The sequence below is a fragment of the Vibrio injensis genome (genome assembly GCF_001895205.1).
Classification (GTDB): domain Bacteria; phylum Pseudomonadota; class Gammaproteobacteria; order Enterobacterales; family Vibrionaceae; genus Vibrio; species Vibrio injensis.
Window position 1 is genome coordinate 279,791 of record NZ_BDJF01000016.1, and the last position, 17,525, is coordinate 297,315.

Annotated in this window: 12 protein-coding genes and 2 pseudogenes; 9 read left to right on the plus strand and 5 right to left on the minus strand. The window is 42.8% G+C overall.

Annotated features, from left to right (window positions below):
- Nucleotides 1–11: 11 nt before the first annotated feature.
- The 3 genes from BSR11_RS06415 (at nt 12) to BSR11_RS06425 (ending at nt 3,312) form a co-directional block, all read left to right on the plus strand.
- Nucleotides 12–1,946, plus strand: coding sequence for an ATP-binding protein (locus BSR11_RS06415; protein ID WP_072670049.1), 1,935 nt, complete (start codon nt 12–14; stop codon nt 1,944–1,946).
- Nucleotides 1,947–1,956: 10 nt separating this feature from the next.
- Nucleotides 1,957–2,454 carry a response regulator gene (locus BSR11_RS06420; protein ID WP_072669617.1) on the plus strand — a complete coding sequence of 166 codons (498 nt, stop codon included), beginning with the start codon at nt 1,957–1,959 and terminating at the stop codon, nt 2,452–2,454.
- 309 nt (nt 2,455–2,763) lie between these two features.
- Nucleotides 2,764–3,312: a hypothetical protein gene (locus BSR11_RS06425; protein ID WP_072669618.1), complete on the plus strand. Its 549-nt coding sequence runs from the start codon at nt 2,764–2,766 to the stop codon at nt 3,310–3,312.
- A gap of 75 nt (nt 3,313–3,387) precedes the next feature.
- Here the strand turns inward: BSR11_RS06425 and BSR11_RS06430 are convergent, their stop codons facing one another.
- Nucleotides 3,388–3,975, minus strand: coding sequence for a TfoX/Sxy family DNA transformation protein (locus BSR11_RS06430; RefSeq protein ID WP_072669619.1), 588 nt, complete (start codon nt 3,973–3,975; stop codon nt 3,388–3,390).
- Nucleotides 3,976–4,327: 352 nt separating this feature from the next.
- Between BSR11_RS06430 and BSR11_RS06435 the strand changes: the two are divergent.
- From BSR11_RS06435 to BSR11_RS06450, 4 genes and pseudogenes are all read left to right on the plus strand, one after another.
- A pseudogene (locus BSR11_RS06435) lies at nt 4,328–5,161 on the plus strand (HDOD domain-containing protein); the annotation flags it as partial.
- A gap of 60 nt (nt 5,162–5,221) precedes the next feature.
- Nucleotides 5,222–6,127, plus strand: a complete 906-nt coding sequence (locus BSR11_RS06440; RefSeq protein WP_072669620.1) for a LysO family transporter — start codon at nt 5,222–5,224, stop codon at nt 6,125–6,127.
- A 203-nt stretch (nt 6,128–6,330) separates the two neighbouring features.
- The gene (gene panP, locus BSR11_RS06445; protein ID WP_072669621.1) at nt 6,331–7,983 is read left to right on the plus strand and encodes a pyridoxal-dependent aspartate 1-decarboxylase PanP; all 1,653 of its coding nucleotides are present in this window, start codon (nt 6,331–6,333) and stop codon (nt 7,981–7,983) included.
- 338 nt (nt 7,984–8,321) lie between these two features.
- Nucleotides 8,322–9,176 carry a MurR/RpiR family transcriptional regulator gene (locus BSR11_RS06450; protein WP_004395036.1) on the plus strand — a complete coding sequence of 285 codons (855 nt, stop codon included), beginning with the start codon at nt 8,322–8,324 and terminating at the stop codon, nt 9,174–9,176.
- An 84-nt stretch (nt 9,177–9,260) separates the two neighbouring features.
- Here the strand turns inward: BSR11_RS06450 and BSR11_RS06455 are convergent, their stop codons facing one another.
- A complete protein-coding gene (locus BSR11_RS06455) occupies nt 9,261–10,514 on the minus strand; it encodes an iron-containing alcohol dehydrogenase (RefSeq protein WP_072669622.1) in 1,254 nt (417 codons plus the stop codon).
- A gap of 268 nt (nt 10,515–10,782) precedes the next feature.
- Between BSR11_RS06455 and BSR11_RS06460 the strand changes: the two genes are divergently transcribed.
- Nucleotides 10,783–11,049: a GrxA family glutaredoxin gene (locus BSR11_RS06460; RefSeq protein ID WP_072669623.1), complete on the plus strand. Its 267-nt coding sequence runs from the start codon at nt 10,783–10,785 to the stop codon at nt 11,047–11,049.
- 179 nt (nt 11,050–11,228) lie between these two features.
- Nucleotides 11,229–12,911, plus strand: coding sequence for an aspartate:alanine antiporter (locus BSR11_RS06465; protein WP_072669624.1), 1,683 nt, complete (start codon nt 11,229–11,231; stop codon nt 12,909–12,911).
- Nucleotides 12,912–13,000: 89 nt separating this feature from the next.
- Here BSR11_RS06465 and fabV read toward each other — a convergent pair whose 3' ends face one another.
- From fabV to psrA, 3 genes and pseudogenes are all read right to left on the minus strand, one after another.
- Nucleotides 13,001–14,203 carry an enoyl-ACP reductase FabV gene (gene fabV, locus BSR11_RS06470; protein WP_072669625.1) on the minus strand — a complete coding sequence of 401 codons (1,203 nt, stop codon included), beginning with the start codon at nt 14,201–14,203 and terminating at the stop codon, nt 13,001–13,003.
- 248 nt (nt 14,204–14,451) lie between these two features.
- Nucleotides 14,452–16,753, minus strand: a pseudogene (locus tag BSR11_RS06475) (acyl-CoA dehydrogenase).
- Between the two features lie 61 nt (nt 16,754–16,814).
- On the minus strand, nt 16,815–17,441 hold the full coding sequence (gene psrA / locus BSR11_RS06480) for a TetR family transcriptional repressor PsrA (protein ID WP_181397466.1): 627 nt from the start codon (nt 17,439–17,441) through the stop codon (nt 16,815–16,817).
- Nucleotides 17,442–17,525 lie beyond the last annotated feature (84 nt).

The window sequence follows — 17,525 nt, forward strand, 5'->3', positions numbered from 1 at the left end:
TAGGGACTGCTGTGAACCGATATGCTTTGCTGTGCTTAGACAACAATCCAATTAGTATTGAACAATGGCGTCATGAATTAAGTATTTTTTCCGCCAAGTTTGATCTTTACACCGCTGATTCTATGCTAGAAGCTCAGCAGGCACTTGAATTCATCAAAGATAATCAACAAACAGCAGCGCTAGTGATTGCCAGTCATCATGAAGGCTTTAATGGCGCCGAGTTTTTAGTTCAATTGGACAAATCCCCAGAAACGAAATACGCGCGAAAAATATTAATCAGCAGTGGTCAAGATATTCAAGCCATCTTAAATGCCGTGAATGAAGGACGTTTAGATTATTGTTTAACGAAGCCATTGCAAGATAACGTCTTATACAAGACAACCCTCCAAGAATTGACCACCTATATTCTTGATCATGATAAAGATAACATTCTTAATTACAGTACATTACTGGATCAAACTCGTATTTTACGTGCGCACATTGATCAAAAAATGCGTATCTATCGTGAAGGTTTTATCAGCGATTATCACCGCATGTCCGATCAACAACTCGCCGAGCAAGTTATTGGTGCCTTGTATGAGTTTTTTGACGGTAATGATGAAACACGAGCCTGCCGAACTTACTCCGCAGAGCATTTACTTACCGTTGAAGGTGAAGATAACCATTTCTTGTGGTTTATCACCTCTGGTGAAGTCGCTCTGTATAAACGGGATGAACTCGGCCAACAAAGGGAAGTCGTACGCCACAATAAAGGCAATATCGTCGGGGGGATGTCTTTTGTCACCGGTGAGCCCTCTTTCTCTACCGCGTTAACGTTAACTCGTACTGATGTCATCAAATTAGACCGCGATATTTTTGCTAAAGTGATGCATAGCGATACCAGTTTACTGCCCCTATTTACTAACTTACTACTGCGTCATTTTAATCGACGGCTACAACGCAGTATTAATACTAAATTACAATTACAAAAAACGCTCGACTCACTGGAATCGGCGCATAAACAACTGATGGAAAGTGAAAAAATGGCCATGCTGGGTCAGTTGGTCGCTGGCGTTGCTCATGAGTTAAATAATCCTGTAGCCGCTATTCTACGAGGCAGTGATACCTTACGAACTCATATTGCTCAGCTGGTCGGCGATGCTCCTCCCCACTCTTTAGAATATACTGGTGCACAATTGCTGGCCCAAGCCTTACAATCTAAACCTATGTCAACGGCCGAGGAACGAGCAAAAGCAAAACAGATCGCCGAACAGATACGTCATCCGTTGTTAGCGAAAAAAATCGTCAAATTAGGCCTAGAACACGATCAAAACCTACTCAATTTAGCTAAATCCCAACCACAACAGGCATTACAGAATATTGAAAAATTAGAAGTGTATTTCTTAGCTGGGAGTAATCTGCGCTCAATTCAGGTTTGCGCGCAGCGAATTGCCGATATGGTAAAAAGCCTCAAGGGCTACGCAAGAGCGGATGACGAAACATTTCATATTGTTGATATCCATGAAGGATTAGAAGATACGTTAGTTATTTTTGAAAATCGTCTAAAAAGACACCAAATTGAAAAACACTATGCCAAAATCCCCGCTATCTCTTGTCTTCCTATCGCCCTACAGCAAGTTTGGACTAATCTTATCTCAAATGCGATTGAAGCGTTTCCTGAGCATGGTGTATTAATCATTACTACTGAGTTACGCCAACAAGATAATCACGATTATGTGCTCGTCAGTTTTACCGATAACGGTTGTGGTATCCCTAAAGAACGACAAGACGATATTTTTGCGCTTAATTACACCACCAAACGAGAAGGTGATTTTGGCTTAGGAATTGGGTTATCTGTTTGCCAACAAATCGTTCGTCAGCATCAAGGATGGATCGACGTAGAAAGTGAGGTCGGTCAATACACCACCATGCAAGTGTGGTTACCCGTCAACCGAGAGACTATTTAGGGAGAAAAAAATGCAAAAACTAATGATTTTATGCGTCGATGATGAACGTGAAGTGCTCAATAGTGTTATGCAAGATCTAAACGAATTCGAAGAGCATTTTATCCTCGAAGCCGCAGAGTCTGTGGCAGAGGCGAAAGAAGTTATTACTGATTATCAACAGCAAGGGATACCACTAGCGCTCATTTTGTGTGATCACATCATGCCGCAAGAAACCGGTATTCATTTTCTTATCGAACTTAATCAATCCGATGCCACTCAACCAACACGTAAGGTACTCTTAACTGGGCAAGCGGGATTAGACGATACCGTAGAGGCGATAAATCATTCGAGCTTACATTTCTTTATCACCAAGCCTTGGCAAGCCGAACAATTACGCCATACCGTGAAAGAACAGCTAACTCATTACGTGATCGAAAATGAACCTGATTTAATGGCTTGGATGCCAATTCTTGATACTGAATTAATTCTAAACGCACTGGCAGCGAATCGATCCAGTTATGGTGAATAATGTTAAACGTGTACCCTATTAAGCTCGACGGATAAAAATGGCAGCATTCTAAACAATATCACGTTGATTTTGCTGTTTTTTTATCAAGGTAACCCAATCTTGACATTTTTTGGTAGAGTTAGCCTCCATCAATGAATTATGATGTTATAACACTCGAAATAGTAATTGATTTAGTGTGTACCCAAATAAGCCATTCGATAAACCATGTGGATTAGATTTGAAATCAGTTGCAACGTTTTCAATACTGCATCTTAGGATCGCTTGGGTATACTATGGAATTAATCATAAACAGATAGGTTTATTGTGACTATGCGCAAAACAATCATGGCAACCGCTCTACTTTTAACGTCGGTACACGCTTTGGCTCAAACGGATCCAAACAGCCCAACCGTAATGAGTAATTTTAACTACGAATATGTCGAAGCTCGTTTCGGCGCTAGCCCTGCGACCTTCGGTGCGGCAATCAGTAAATCGATTCATCCTAATGCTCATATGATTGCACGTATCGATTCTGAGTTTGAAAGTGATTACGATCTCGCTGCAGGTTTTGGCTTTCATGCCCCGATTAATAATTGGGCAGATTTAACGGGAGAAATGTTATTCCGTTTACAAGACAAGAAAAGCTACGGCAGTGCAGATTCAGGAATGGAACTGAATTTAGGTGTTCGTCAGTGGCTAGGCCCACAACTTGAAGTAGGTGGCAAAGCTGGCTACGTCTCTATTGATGACCGCGATGATTGGATAGGCTCTGTGTATGCTCGCTTCCACTCAACGGAATTGTTCTCACTCGGCGCAGAAGCCCGCTTCAATGATGCTTATGGCGACCAACTGATGCTTACGGCTCGTTTTAAATATTAATCAACTAAGTGTAACTATTTGGTGCTTGTCATAAAATAAGCCGAAGTCTCTCGACTTCGGCTTATTTATTATTACTCAACGAGCTTGGCAATATTCCAACAGTTGACGTTTCTGTGGCTCTTGGAGTAGCTTCCAATGTACCCCTTCAATTGCTCCAGCAAACTTCCATAAGAGTTTGACATCAACATCACTGCCATAAATTTTACGCACCTTACTAAATACAGCAGGTGCGCCAAGTTTTACAAAAGTTTCAACATCGTTCACGCCGGCTTTTTTTACCATCCGCTCAAGAGTCAACTGCATATTGGGCAAGTCTCTTAGCCGACGGCTCGCTTGAGATTTTTGAAAGCTACGTTGTGAAATAGAATAAAAGATGGAGTGTTGAATAATATCATCTAGTTGCGCATAACCTTGTTCAAAAAGTTGCGTAATATCATAATAATTAACCGTCGCCGTAGTCTGTTTTTTTACATGACGGAATTTTTCACACCCTAGTTGGGTCAACCGTTCATCCAATTCTTCACTACCACGAAGAAAAATCGCACTCTCAGTTAACAACGCGTACATGGCCTCTTGCTGAAATAAGCCAACACCGCCGAACATTGAACGCTTTTGGTAGTCTCCAAACTTAATTACATAATCAAAAAATGTTGTCTCACTCATCTTGATAGATCCTTTAATCGTCGTCCCCGAGTCACAAAGATCACCAGATAGCAGCAAGTTATAGCGAATAAATTAGGTATACATCGCAAGCTTATTTTTACTACGTGCCTGCGTATTGATTTATGTACATAATAGTTAATTCCATAAAATAAGTCCGGACTTAACTCACATCCACCACCTGAAAAGCGTTTTAAAAAGCTACTGACCTCACAAAATCTCAATGTTGCATATCAGATGTTATTCATTTCATACTTTATATTGCACGATAAACCGATTAAGACCCGTTTAATGGTTGCATCTCTTTATTAGCAATCGGTAAAATGGGACGTCTTCCCGCTTTTGACCGGATACGATGAACCATTTATCTTTTTATTGGCTTCCCGAAAATAAACATCTCCTTATCCAAGGATTGGAAAGTGAGTTTGCTCAGCTGGTTAAATTCTCAATCAGTACAGGCAAAATAGCACTGCCCCCTATCCCAGATGTAGTATTAAAAATTCAACAATTATGTGGTATTGAATCAACCACAGTCGCTGATGTTGCCGCGTGCCTGACTGATGACCCAAGCCTCGCGGCAGTGGTTATCCGTATCGCAAATTCAGTTGTCTTTAATCGCCGCAATATCACTTGCCTTGATTTAACGACAGCAGTTTCCCGTTTAGGCATTATACGTGTACGTGAAATTGTCACTGCCCAAGCGATTGAGCAGCTCAAGCATTCAATTAATCTTAGCTCTGCGTGCAATAAAGTCCTGACCAATAGTGCTGCCATATCGCGTGAATTCGGTGCCAGTATGGTTTTAGTCACTCAATGGTTTAAGCGTTTAGAACCGCAGCACTATCAACACTTAGAACAAGAGAAAGCGTTATTAGTTGGTCTATTGGCCGATATCGGTCTGTTTTGCTTAGTGAATGAATATCACCTTTATTTGGAAAATGGACACTACCTCGATCAAGACATTGCGCTGCAGATTTTCCATTCTAACTGTTCTGTAACCAGTCAACTCGTTTTAAAACATTGGGGGTTTGATAACGATTTTCTCGAAGTGGCGAGTAACCAACCATTTATTGAGCATCGCCAAGAAGTCAGTTATCTTGATATCGCTCGCATCGCAAATCATCTGCTGTTGTTTCGGAAACAAGATGACGCTTTAGATGAGCATGAAGTAGAAATTAACGCCAGTGGTTTTTGAACACTCTCCCCCAGTTATCGTTAATATGAGCTGGGGTTACCCCTTGAGGAATCTATGTTTTTAGGGATGTTATTTATTTTTGCCCCACTGGTTATCGGGTATCTTTTTTCTATCACACAGCCAGCAAAATTAACCTTACTAAACAAAGCAACGGTTTCTCTGGTTTATGTCATCCTCTTCCTGATGGGACTTAGCCTTGCTGCATTAGATAATTTAAGCGCTAATCTACAAGCAATTTTGCGTATTGCCGGCGTATTTTTCCTTGCCATGGGCTGCTGCAATTTGTTGGCCCTGCCCTGGATTGATAAATGGCTACCAATTGATAGCCAAGCAACACAAACCAAATTACCCCTATCAAGTATGGCGTTAGAATCGATCAAGCTGATTTTTGTTGTTGGTGCAGGACTGTTGCTTGGCTTGGTTCTTGGTTTTGATTTATCTTGGGTAGAAAGCGCCAGTGAATGGATTTTATTCATTTTGCTGTTTTTTATTGGCGTTCAATTAAGAAACAGTGGTTTAACGTTAAAACAGATCTTGTTGAATAAGCATGGCATGATCATCGCCGCCGTCGTCATTATTACCTGCTGGATAGGTGGATTCCTAGCCGCTTTAATTCTCGATATCCCTGTCTATCAAGCATTAGCTATGGCTTCTGGGTTTGGTTGGTACTCATTATCCGGAATTCTGATGGGCGATGCTTTTGGCCCTGTCTATGGTGGCGCTTCGTTTTTAATTGAACTGATGCGTGAATTAGTCGCACTGGTGTTAATTCCAATGTTTATTGGTCGAAAACCCTGCGCTTCTATTGGTTACGCTGGAGCAACGGCCATGGACTTCACTCTCCCAGTGATTCAGACCACGGGTGGCGTGCGCTGTGTTCCCGTGGCGATTGTCAGTGGCTTTATCTTAAGTCTATTAGTGCCGTTTTTAATGCTGTTATTTGTCTCTCTTGCAGGTTAGCTCTCAGGAATCGGCCACAGCCCACTTTACAATACATCAACATTTCATCAAGATACGTAACCCAATTAAGTGACTGAGTAAAGCACGCCAATCGAACAAAGAGAGAACTGCCAAAGCGATATCAATGACTGCAGGACAAGCTTTGGGTTTTGGTTTAGATTGCCTAGCTGACATTAACCAGCCTCAACAATAACGACATAATTATGGTATCAGAACACAAAATAGCGGATGCAAACTTTGAGAGCCTTCTACGTATATTCACCGTACCAGAAGGACCAGACTCTACTCTGACTCGTATTGAAGAAGAGCTGTCACGTAATTTAAACCAATTTTTACGTGAGCATATTGTCGCAGAAGAAAAGCCGCTTAAAGAGATAGAAAAAGACTTTTCCAATCCGCACATTCCTGAAGCGCCAGAGTTTGTCTCAGAGCATACTCAACATTTAATGGATACGTTAGTGGCTCAATCGGTGCATACGGCATCGCCCAGTTTTATTGGCCATATGACTTCAGCATTACCTTATTTTTTAATGCCGCTGTCAAAAATCATGATTGCTTTGAATCAAAACTTAGTAAAAATTGAAACCTCGAAAGCATTTACTCCACTTGAACGTCAAGTATTAGGCATGTTGCACCGTCTTATTTATGCCCAACAAGACGAATTTTACCAACAATGGATGCACAGCGCCGCCCATTCTCTTGGCGCATTTTGCTCTGGCGGTACCATTGCCAACATTACCGCGCTCTGGGTAGCACGTAACAATGCACTAAAGGCGAGTAACCATTTTGGTGGTGTAGAAAAAGAAGGCTTATTCAAAGCCATGCTCCATTATGGTTATCAAGGATTAGCGATTTTGGTCTCTGAGCGAGGCCACTATTCACTAAAAAAAGCGGCTGACATTTTGGGCATCGGCCAACAAGGCTTAGTCACCGTTCGTACCGATGAAAATAATCGTCTTTGTCCAGATGATCTGCAGCAAAAAATCGATCAGCTAAAATCACAAAACATTCATCCCTTTGCCGTTGTCGGTGTCGCAGGTACAACCGAGACGGGAAATGTCGATCCACTAAGAGCCATCGGTGAAATTTGCCAAAAAGAGCAATGCCATTTTCATGTCGATGCCGCTTGGGGTGGTGCCACCTTAATGTCGAGTACCTATCGCCACTTATTGGATGGTATTGAACTGGCCGATTCTGTAACCATTGATGCCCATAAACAAATGTATATTCCCATGGGCGCAGGAATGGTGTTATTTAAAGACCCTCATGCAATGAATGCGATAGAACATCATGCGCAATATATTTTACGCAAAGGTTCTAAAGATTTAGGCAGTCATACCTTAGAAGGATCTCGCTCAGGGATGGCAATGTTGGTCTATGCGAGCATGCACATTATTAGTCGTGCTGGCTATCAACTGTTGATTGATCAAAGTATAGAGAAAGCACGTTATTTTGCTGATCTGATTCAGTCACAAACGGATTTTGAACTCGTTTCAGAACCTGAGCTTTGTCTACTTACTTATCGCTATGCTCCTGATCACGCGATAAAAGCACTGTCGATGGCGGATGAAAAAGAGAAAATCGCGCTGAATCATTTGCTGAATGAATTAACTAAATACATTCAGAAGAAACAACGTGAAACCGGTAAATCGTTTGTTTCTCGCACCCAACTGAATCCGACACGTTGGCAAGGTTTAGATACCTTGGTCTTTCGTGTTGTATTGGCGAACCCACTCACAACTAAGTCAATTTTACACTCGGTCTTGCAAGAGCAAAGGGACATTGCCCAAACCGCGACTCAATTACTTACCCAGATAAATCAGTTGAGTCAAAGCATTATTAACTCACAGGCTTAAAAACTCCGGCACATTTGCCAAACAATAACGACGAATAAAAAGAAAGAAATAAATGAAAATTTCTTTCTTTTTATTGTAACTCGCCCATCATAATCCATCTATAAACGAAGCTTTTAGGCCTTTTCCCCAATTAAAAGTGTAGTTTTCATGAAATTTAGTTTGAGGCTTGTCATATTCTCACTATTTGATAGTGTGTTTACTTTATGATTTATGACCGCTTGGGTTTATACTCGCGTCATGGCGTTGGTAAATGTGTCCCTTGTCAAAATGATTCATTTCGATGATAACAAGGCACCTGAAAATCCCAATGAGTTGTTCTCTAGGCCCGCGTGAACACTATGAATACATTAGAAAAAATACAAAAAAATCTAGAAAATTTCAGCAAATCGGAACGTAAAGTCGCCGAAGTGATTATGGCTTCCCCGCAAACCGCCATTCATTCCAGCATTGCGACGCTGGCCAAAATGGCCGACGTTAGTGAACCGACAGTGAATCGCTTTTGTCGTCGACTCGACACCAAAGGTTTCCCTGATTTTAAATTACATTTAGCACAAAGCTTGGCGAATGGGACACCTTACGTGAATCGCAACGTGGAAGAAGACGATGGTCCCGATGCGTATACCCATAAGATTTTCGAATCGACCATGGCCTGTTTGGATGTTGCCAAAAATAGTCTCGACCCAATGCAAATTAACCGAGCGGTTGACCTATTAACACAAGCCAAGCGCATTTCGTTTTTTGGTTTAGGCGCATCCTCTTCCGTCGCACGTGATGCACAAAACAAATTCATTCGTTTTAATATTCCGATCTCTTGTTTTGAAGATATTGTTATGCAACGGATGAGCTGCATTAACTGTACCGACAATGATGTGATCGTGTTGATTTCTCATACCGGACGAACAAAAAGCCAAGTTGAAATCGCTAATCTTGCACGAGAAAATGGCGCAACCGTTATTGCTATTACCGCAAAAGACTCGCCGTTAGATAAAGCGAGCTCTTTATCGATTTGTCTTGATGTCCCTGAAGATACCGATGTTTACATGCCGATGGCGAGTCGAGTTGTGCAGATGACGGTGATTGATGTGTTAGCGACCGGTTTCACTTTGCGCCGAGGTTCTGGTTTTAGAGAAAACCTCAAACGCGTTAAAGACGTGTTAAAAGACTCTCGCTACGATAAATTATCGCAGTTTTAATTCTTTTTTCTCTCCCCCAACCGAAAAAGAGAATGGAGCTATTCATGGCTATAAGATGAATAGCTCCATTCTCTTTCTACTTTTTTAGCTTCCTTGTTCACTTCCTTCGACAAGGCGAGAATTATAAATCCACTGCAATCTTTTCTCGCTAACCAAAGGCGGGATAATATTCTGCGTTTCTGATTGAGAACATGAACAAACTTGCCATAAAATATACACTAATCTCTCATAAGTTAACGGAAATGGGTTGCCTTTAATCGCTTGTGACCGCAGCGCATCCGTAGCGACTTGCTCGAAAGAAGTAGTGCATACCCCAAATTGACTCAAGGACGGAAGTTGTAACTTGTCGAGCATCATCTGCACCCAAAGAATACTATCATCGATGTTGACATTTTTACGCTTCGTCAGTAATTGCGCAATTCGGTAATAACGCTGCAATACTTCCGTACGTTGGGCCTTTTTGGCCGCATGAATATTCTCTCGCATTACATACGGGGCAAGACGAGCGGTGATCACGCTGTGCGGTGCGTCGAGCTTACCTCCCAACGCAGAGGCCAATCCATGCGCAGCCCCCAACTTAGCGTTAGTGATTGCCATTCCACCCAACATGGCCGCAAAGGATAAATCCTCACGAGCAGGTTTATCATCCAAACAACACGCAGCAAGCGTTGAACGTGATAAACGGCGCAATCCCTCTTCACAGATCATATCCGTTAAAGGATTAGGCTCACCGCAAACATAAGCCTCCATGAGATGAGTAAAAGCGTCCATGGCACCACGACCAGATGTATAACGATCGGTGCCGTACGTTAAACTCGGATCGATAATCGCCACGGCGGCCAGCATATCAGGGCTACGTAAACTCACTTTAACTTTATCTTGCCCTGATTTTAACACTGCGTTTTTCGTGACTTCCGAGCCCGTACTGGCGGTGGTTGGAATCGCAATAAATGGCAATGGCTTAGCTTTGAGTGGCACATTACGACCGACGACTTCAACATAGTCATACACATTTCCTTGATTAGGAATAATCGCCGCTAAAGCCTTTCCCATGTCTAAAACACTACCGCCTCCGATAGCCACCACCACCTGTGGCTGAAAGCGTCGCCCAACGATAGCCGCTTCTTCGACCATAGTAATATTGGGCTCACCATCAATAGCAACGTGCTGATAGGGCATTTTTTGCTGTTGTAAATAATCACTGATCACTTGAGCACGTTGCACATTTTTACCTGATACCAGTAGCACACTGTAACCATATTGATTGATCAGCGACAACGAGTTTTGCAGTGCCCCCGCACCGAATACAATTCGATTCGATGTTATAAACTGGAACATGTGCCCTCCACCCAATCACTCTAACAACATTTAGTGTGCTTCTCTTTGTAAAATTTTTTTTTGACTCAGTGCAACCTGTTGCTAAATAACTCAAACTTCATCTCAGACTATGCACGACATCACAATAGATAGTATAAGCATCGCTGCTTTATTTAACTTGGGCATAAATTATCCAATCAATTTTACCTATTAAAACAACTGGTAAATGACGCTTTATTTCCTAATTCGAATCGGGCATAGTGACGCAAACGAAACAGAGGAGAAAGTGATGTTCGTAGTGATTTTTGGCCGCCCGGCTTGCCCATATTGTGTCCGTGCAAAAGAGCACGCAGAAACCTTAAAAGCGAAACGTGATGACTTCAATTACCGTTATGTTGATATTCATGAAGAAGGCATTACTAAAGCTGATCTAGAAAAAACCGTTGGCAAGCCTGTTGAAACAGTGCCACAAATTTTTATTGATCAACAACATATTGGCGGCTGCACTGAATTTGAAGCCTATGCAAAAGAGCATTTAGGTCTATTTGACGAATAAGCTTTCGACACACCATTTTTAATCTTAGTCAACCCGCTGATGTTTCGCGGGTTTTTTAATAACTTATTTATTAAAAAATGACCTTGCCCTGAAAAAATTCACTTATCTTTTTGCCTATTTACGATACAATCGTCACAATTTAATCATCCTCCTCTTGCATGCCAATATTGAGCTAAATTGTGAATATCGACGTCGTACTGTTGTTAGAACAAAACCCTATCTTATTGATCTTCGTTGTCCTCGCCATTGGCTTGGCATTTGGCAAAATTCGCTTTGGTAGTTTGCAATTAGGCAACTCGATTGGCGTGCTGATCACCTCTCTTGTTATGGGGCACTTGGGCTTTTCATTTAATGCCGAAGCGTTAACGATTGGCTTTATGCTGTTCATTTATTGTGTAGGAATTGAAGCGGGGCCAAACTTCTTTGGTATCTTCTTTCGTGATGGTAAGCATTATTTAATTTTAAGCCTAGTTGTGTTAGTTACTGCCACCAGTTTAACCTATTCCGCCAGCCATTTTTTTAATCTCGATTATGGCTTAGCGGCTGGGATGATGGCCGGAGCGTTAACGTCGACTCCTGTCTTGGTGGGTGCACAAGATGCCCTAAACTCTGGTCTCGCCAGTATTCCCCGTAATATGGATCTGACCTTGATTTTAGAAAATGTCTCGGTTGGCTATGCGATGGCCTATCTGATTGGCCTGATCAGTATGATCATGTTTGCGAAGTTACTGCCTAAGTTACAAAAACAAAATCTCTCTGATTCAGCGCAACAAATTGCTCAAGAACGGGGAATTGGCGGCAGCGGACAACGCAAGGTCTATTTGCCGATCATTCGTGCTTATCGGGTTGGCCCAGAGCTAACCAATTGGATTGATGGCAGAAATTTACGAGAGCTTGGTATCTATCGTCAAACTGGATGCTATATCGAGCGTATTCGTCGCAATGGTATTCTTGCCCACCCTGATGGTGATGCTATTTTGCAAGAAGGTGATGAAATTGCTTTAGTCGGTTTTCCAGACAGTCATGCACGCCTCGATCCGAGCTTTCGTAATGGTAAAGAAGTGTTTGATAGAAACTTACTTGACCTACGGATCACTGAAGAAGAAATTGTCGTCAAAAGTGACAGTATTGCTGGAAAAAGGTTGTCTGATTTAAACCTCTCAGAATATGGCTGTTTCTTGAACCGCGTGGTGCGTGCGCAAATTGAAATGCCGATGGATCTCGATATTGTGCTGGCGAAAGGCGATGTACTTCAGGTCAGTGGAGAAAAAAGTCGTGTTAAAGGGCTAGCCGAACGAATCGGTTTTATCTCTATTCATAGTCAGATGGCCGATCTCATGGCTTTTTGTAGCTTTTTCATTTTAGGGATTCTCTTTGGCTTAATTACCATGACCTTTGGTCAAGTCTCCTTTAGTCTGGGCAATGCCGTCGGCCTACTTTTGTCCGGTATCTCGCTTGGTTTTTTACGAGCCAACCATCCAACCTTTGGTTATGTCCCGCAAGGTGCATTAAATATGGTCAAAGATCTAGGACTGATGATATTTATGGTCGGTATTGGCTTAAGTGCTGGTGGACGAATGTTTGAACATTTAACCGAAGTTGGTCCGCAAGTGATTGGCTTAGCATTCATCGTGAGCGTTGTCCCCGTCGTTTTTGCTTATTTGGTCGGAGCGTATCTATTAAAAATGAATCGCGCTTTACTTTTTGGAGCGATCATTGGTGCTCGTACCTGTGCTCCGGCGATGGATATCGTGAATGATTATGCCAAATCGACCATTCCAGCGCTTGGCTATGCGGGAACTTACGCCATTGCCAATATTTTGATGACGCTTGCTGGTACCATCTTAATTATTCTCAACTAAGCAATTCCTCAGTGAATATTCTTGATAGAGATAAGCACTAAAGAAAAAGGCGCATAAAGCGCCTTTTTTACTCTTTGATAAGACATCGATTAAATGTCAATCACATCAAATTCAACCTCTGGGCTGACATCGGCATCGTAATCAACCCCCTCAACACCAAAGCCAAACAGCTTAAGGAACTCTTCTTTATAGAGTTCATAATCTGTTAACGTCTTGAGATTTTCAGTCGTGATTTGTGGCCATAACTCACGGCAGTGCTGTTGAATATCTTCACGCAACTCCCAATCATCAAGACGCAGACGGTTATGAGCGTCCGTTTCCGGTGCAGAGCCATCATTTTTATACAAACGCTGGCTGAACAAACGATAGATTTGCTCCATACATCCTTCGTGGATGCCTTCTTCACGCATTTTCTTAAAGACCATTGCGATGTATAACGGCATGACAGGAATCGCCGAGCTAGCTTGAGTGACAACCGACTTTAACACGGCCACATTAGCGCTACCTTGCTTGGCGGCTAATTTTTCATTTAATGCTTGTGCAGCGCGATCTAAATCCATCTTCGCACGACCCAATGCACCATCCCAATAAATTGGCCACGTTAGCTCAGTACCGATGTAGCTATAAGCAACGGTTTTACAACCATCCGCTAAAACGCCCGCATCATCGAGGGCCTGCATCCATAACTCCCAATCTTGACCGCCCATTACCGTGATGGTGTCGTTGATTTCTTGTTCAGTGGCAGGTTCAACGCTGGCTTCGATAATGATGTCTTTATTGGTATCAACGGCAGTAGCGGTGTAAGTTTCACCGATTGGTTTCAGGGCTGAACGAACCACTTCACCGCTATCTGGCATCTTACGAACCGGAGAAGCCAATGAATAAACCACTAAATCAATTTGACCTAGGTCTTGTTTGATCAACTCAATGGCTTTTTGCTTAGCTTGATCAGAAAAGGCGTCACCATTGAGGCTCTTAGCGTATAAACCTTCTTGGTGAGCTAACTTATCAAACGCCGCGGCATTGTAAAATCCAGCGGTTCCGGTTTTCTTTTCCGTACCCGGTTTTTCAAAAAAGACGCCAATCGTTGCAGCACCACCAGCAAAGGCGGCAGCAATACGTGAAGATAAGCCGTAGCCACTAGATGAGCCAACGACCAACACACGTTTTGGTGCATTCTTAATCGGGCCTTGTGCTTTAGTATAAGCAATTTGTTCTTTTACGTTCGCTTCACAGCCCACTGGATGAGTGGTTGTGCAAATGAATCCACGAATTTTAGGTTTGATGATCATATTCAACTTCCTTCAAAAATCTCGGTTAGGATAAAAGTTTCAGCGCCACTTCGCATCTTATTTCGGCCCAAAAGCACCTTTTTACGGAGTGGTTGGAGCTGTTCTTAACCTAAATGGTTCAGGATCATCCTATCTTAAACACACAAGACAAGACCAATCACAAAAAATTAGCGCTACTGTACCATTAACAGCAAAAAAATAAGGCCTCAAAAGAGGCCTTACAACATTAGCAAATTAAATAGGATGAGTTACGCCACATTATTCAATTTTGGTGGATTAACGTTGTGAGTGCGCACTTCGCTTAAATCATGACTGAAATGGTCCACTTGAATCGCTTTCGAGCGCAATTTGTCTGCAGCTAAAATCGCTTCAACTTCATTGTCAGTCAAAACACCAGCCGCTTTCGCTTGAGCAAGACGCTCGACCAAAGGTCCTTTACGAGCCACCTTACCTTCTTTCACCGCTTTATTCATTTGTCGCTCCAACCCTTTCACACTATACATAGCAAGGAAGGCACTCTCCATTAAACCTACACTATCATCTTCATCTTTACCGATGTAACACAAATGGGTTAGGCGATCACGATGCGCTCCTGGCGTCATTAGACTTTCAGCAATCTTGACGGTAAGTGTATCGCTAGGCGCTTGGTAGTGATTACCTAGTGGGAATATTAACCCCTTCAATAATCCACCGACCGCTTTAATCGGATAATTACGATAAGTATCACTCAGGGCTTTGGCAGCATGATGTAAACAATGTTGCATTGCGTAGTGCACATAATCGAGATCCGTTTGTTGACGGCCTTCATCTTCGTAACGCTTCAATACCGCTGACCCCATATAAAGGAAGCTCAGTGCATCCCCCAAACGCGCGGAGATCATCTCTTTACGTTTCAACTCACCGCCCAAGGTCAACATAGCAAAGTCGGCGCTAACCGCTAAGGCACGGCTTAAACGGGTCATTTCTTTATAATACCCTTGGGTCGGCCCACTCATCTCTGCTTTGATGAATCGCGAACCCGTCAGAGCAGCACCAAAAGCACCAAAGGTATTTTTGACTGCATGACCAATGTGTTTAAACAATAACTTATCAAAATCCTTCGCGGCTTGTTCGCTATCTGGGTTAGCAGCCGCTTCCATTTCTTTGAGAACATAAGGATGACAACGCGTCGCACCTTGACCAAAGATCATCAGGTTACGGGTCAGGATATTGGCCCCTTCCACCGTAATCGCAACGGGTACGCCAAGGTAATGGGTCGATAGGTAATTCATAGGCCCATCTTGAATCGCACGTCCTGAATGAATATCCATTGAATCGTTTAAGATGGTTCGCGCCATTTCTGTCATATGGTATTTAGCAATCGCGGTAATGATCCCTGGGCGCTCTTTCATATCGAGAGAAGTTGTCGTCAACGTCCGCGTTGCTTCGAGTAGGTAAGTCAAACCACCAATTCGACCGAGCGCTTCTGCAACACCTTCAAACTTACCGATCGACATACCAAACTGCTTACGAACATAAGCATAAGCTCCTGTGGTGCGAGAGGTGAGATGACCAATCGCCGTGCCGAGAGCCGGTAAAGAAATACCCCGCCCAGCAGAAAGACACTCAACCAGCAGAAAGACACTCAACCAGCATGCGCCAGCCTTTACCAGCATAGTCCACGCCACCAATCAGCCATTCCATCGGAATAAAGACATCATTACCACGAGTTGGTCCGTTCATAAACGCTAAACCGAGCGGGTCATGACGCTCACCAATTTCAACACCGGTATGGTTGGCAGGGATTAAAGCACAGGTAATACCGAGCTCTTTTTTATCGCCAAGCAATCCATCCGGATCATTCAATTTAAACGCTAAACCAAGTACGGTTGCCACTGGTGCTAGTGTGATATAGCGTTTGTTCCAACTTAAACGAATACCTAAGACTTCCTTACCTTCATGCTTGCCATAGCACACGACACCTTGATCAGGAATACCACCAGCATCTGAACCCGCTTCTGGGCCAGTTAATGCAAAACAAGGAATATCCGTACCATCAGCTAAACGTGGCAGCCAATAATCTTTCTGCTCTTGAGTACCATAATGAGAAAGCAGTTCACCTGGGCCTAGAGAGTTAGGCACCATGACGGTAACGGCAGCACTGATACTGCGCGTCGCAATACGTGATACGATGGTTGAATTGGCCAGCGCCGAGAATTCACGGCCACCATATTCTTTAGAAATAATTAATGAGAAGAAGCGCTCTTTACGCAGATAATCCCATACCTCTTTGGGTAGGTCACGATCGTGTTTGATGATTTTATGGTCATCAATCATACCGAGTAGCGTTTCAAGCTCATTATCCATGAAGGATTGCTCTTCCGCCGTGAGAGTTGGCTTAGGATAATGATGTAGCGTCGTAAAGTTAGGCTTACCAGAGAACAACTCTCCATCCCACCATACACTTCCCGCTTCCATGGCTTCTTTTTCGGTTGCAGACAACGGAGGCAACACTTGTTTGAAGAGTTTGAAAGCTGGGTCACTAATCCATTTTCTTCTTAGAGAGCTCATAATTCCGATCCTTTTGTTCACTGGTTAAGATTTATACTTATTATGGTTTCGTTTAGTTCAATTACTTGGCTGCTACTCCAGCAGCTAAATAAGGAATAATCTGGTCGATCATCGAGTTAGCATCCACTTTAGTCGCAAAATCATTTTCAGCAATTTGCGCTAAGGCTTGACTGGATGCCATGGTAAAAACGCAGGTCCCAAGCGTGAAATGCAACCGCCAAAACAACGTTTCACGAGTTAAGTTGGGGTTTGCTTTCATGACCGACTGAGTAAATAGGCTGAGGACTTCGTCATAACGAGTGGTAATAAACCAGCGTAAATGCCCTTGTACATCGGTATAACCGCGGCCAATTAACAGCATGAAGCGACTGGTACCATTTGGACGTATTTGATTTAACGCTTTTAAAGGTCCACGTAACGATTCAAACACCTCTTCCATGCTGTAACTTTCTTGCTCATTCAACGCCATCAATGACTGTTTAACGGCCGGCATAAATGCTTCCAGGTAACGATTCAGTACTGCACGTACCAAGGTTTTTTTATCACCAAAGTGATAATTCACCGACGCCAGATTGACGTTAGCTTTGCTAGTGATCGTGCGAAGAGACGTATCATTAAAACCATGCTCAGCAAATAGCCCTTCTGCTACATCGAGTATTTTTTCTTTGGTACTGCTCTTTGGGGCCATTTCAATCATCCGTATCAAACAACTGTTTGAAATATACCTTTGAAACACCAGATTAACAAGCAATTAACATCACACTTTTAAAAC

What these genes read in the sequence shown, in the direction of transcription:
- BSR11_RS06425 (WP_072669618.1), top strand. Translation starts at nt 2,764, where the DNA reads ATGCGCAAAACAATCATGGCAACCGCTCTACTTTTAACGTCGGTACAC.
- BSR11_RS06440 (WP_072669620.1), top strand. Translation starts at nt 5,222, where the DNA reads ATGTTTTTAGGGATGTTATTTATTTTTGCCCCACTGGTTATCGGGTAT.
- BSR11_RS06430 (WP_072669619.1), bottom strand. Translation starts at nt 3,975, where the DNA reads ATGAGTGAGACAACATTTTTTGATTATGTAATTAAGTTTGGAGACTAC.
- psrA (WP_181397466.1), bottom strand. Translation starts at nt 17,441, where the DNA reads ATGGCCCCAAAGAGCAGTACCAAAGAAAAAATACTCGATGTAGCAGAA.
- BSR11_RS06450 (WP_004395036.1), top strand. Translation starts at nt 8,322, where the DNA reads ATGAATACATTAGAAAAAATACAAAAAAATCTAGAAAATTTCAGCAAA.
- panP (WP_072669621.1), top strand. Translation starts at nt 6,331, where the DNA reads ATGGTATCAGAACACAAAATAGCGGATGCAAACTTTGAGAGCCTTCTA.
- BSR11_RS06420 (WP_072669617.1), top strand. Translation starts at nt 1,957, where the DNA reads ATGCAAAAACTAATGATTTTATGCGTCGATGATGAACGTGAAGTGCTC.
- BSR11_RS06455 (WP_072669622.1), bottom strand. Translation starts at nt 10,514, where the DNA reads ATGTTCCAGTTTATAACATCGAATCGAATTGTATTCGGTGCGGGGGCA.
- fabV (WP_072669625.1), bottom strand. Translation starts at nt 14,203, where the DNA reads ATGATCATCAAACCTAAAATTCGTGGATTCATTTGCACAACCACTCAT.
- BSR11_RS06460 (WP_072669623.1), top strand. Translation starts at nt 10,783, where the DNA reads ATGTTCGTAGTGATTTTTGGCCGCCCGGCTTGCCCATATTGTGTCCGT.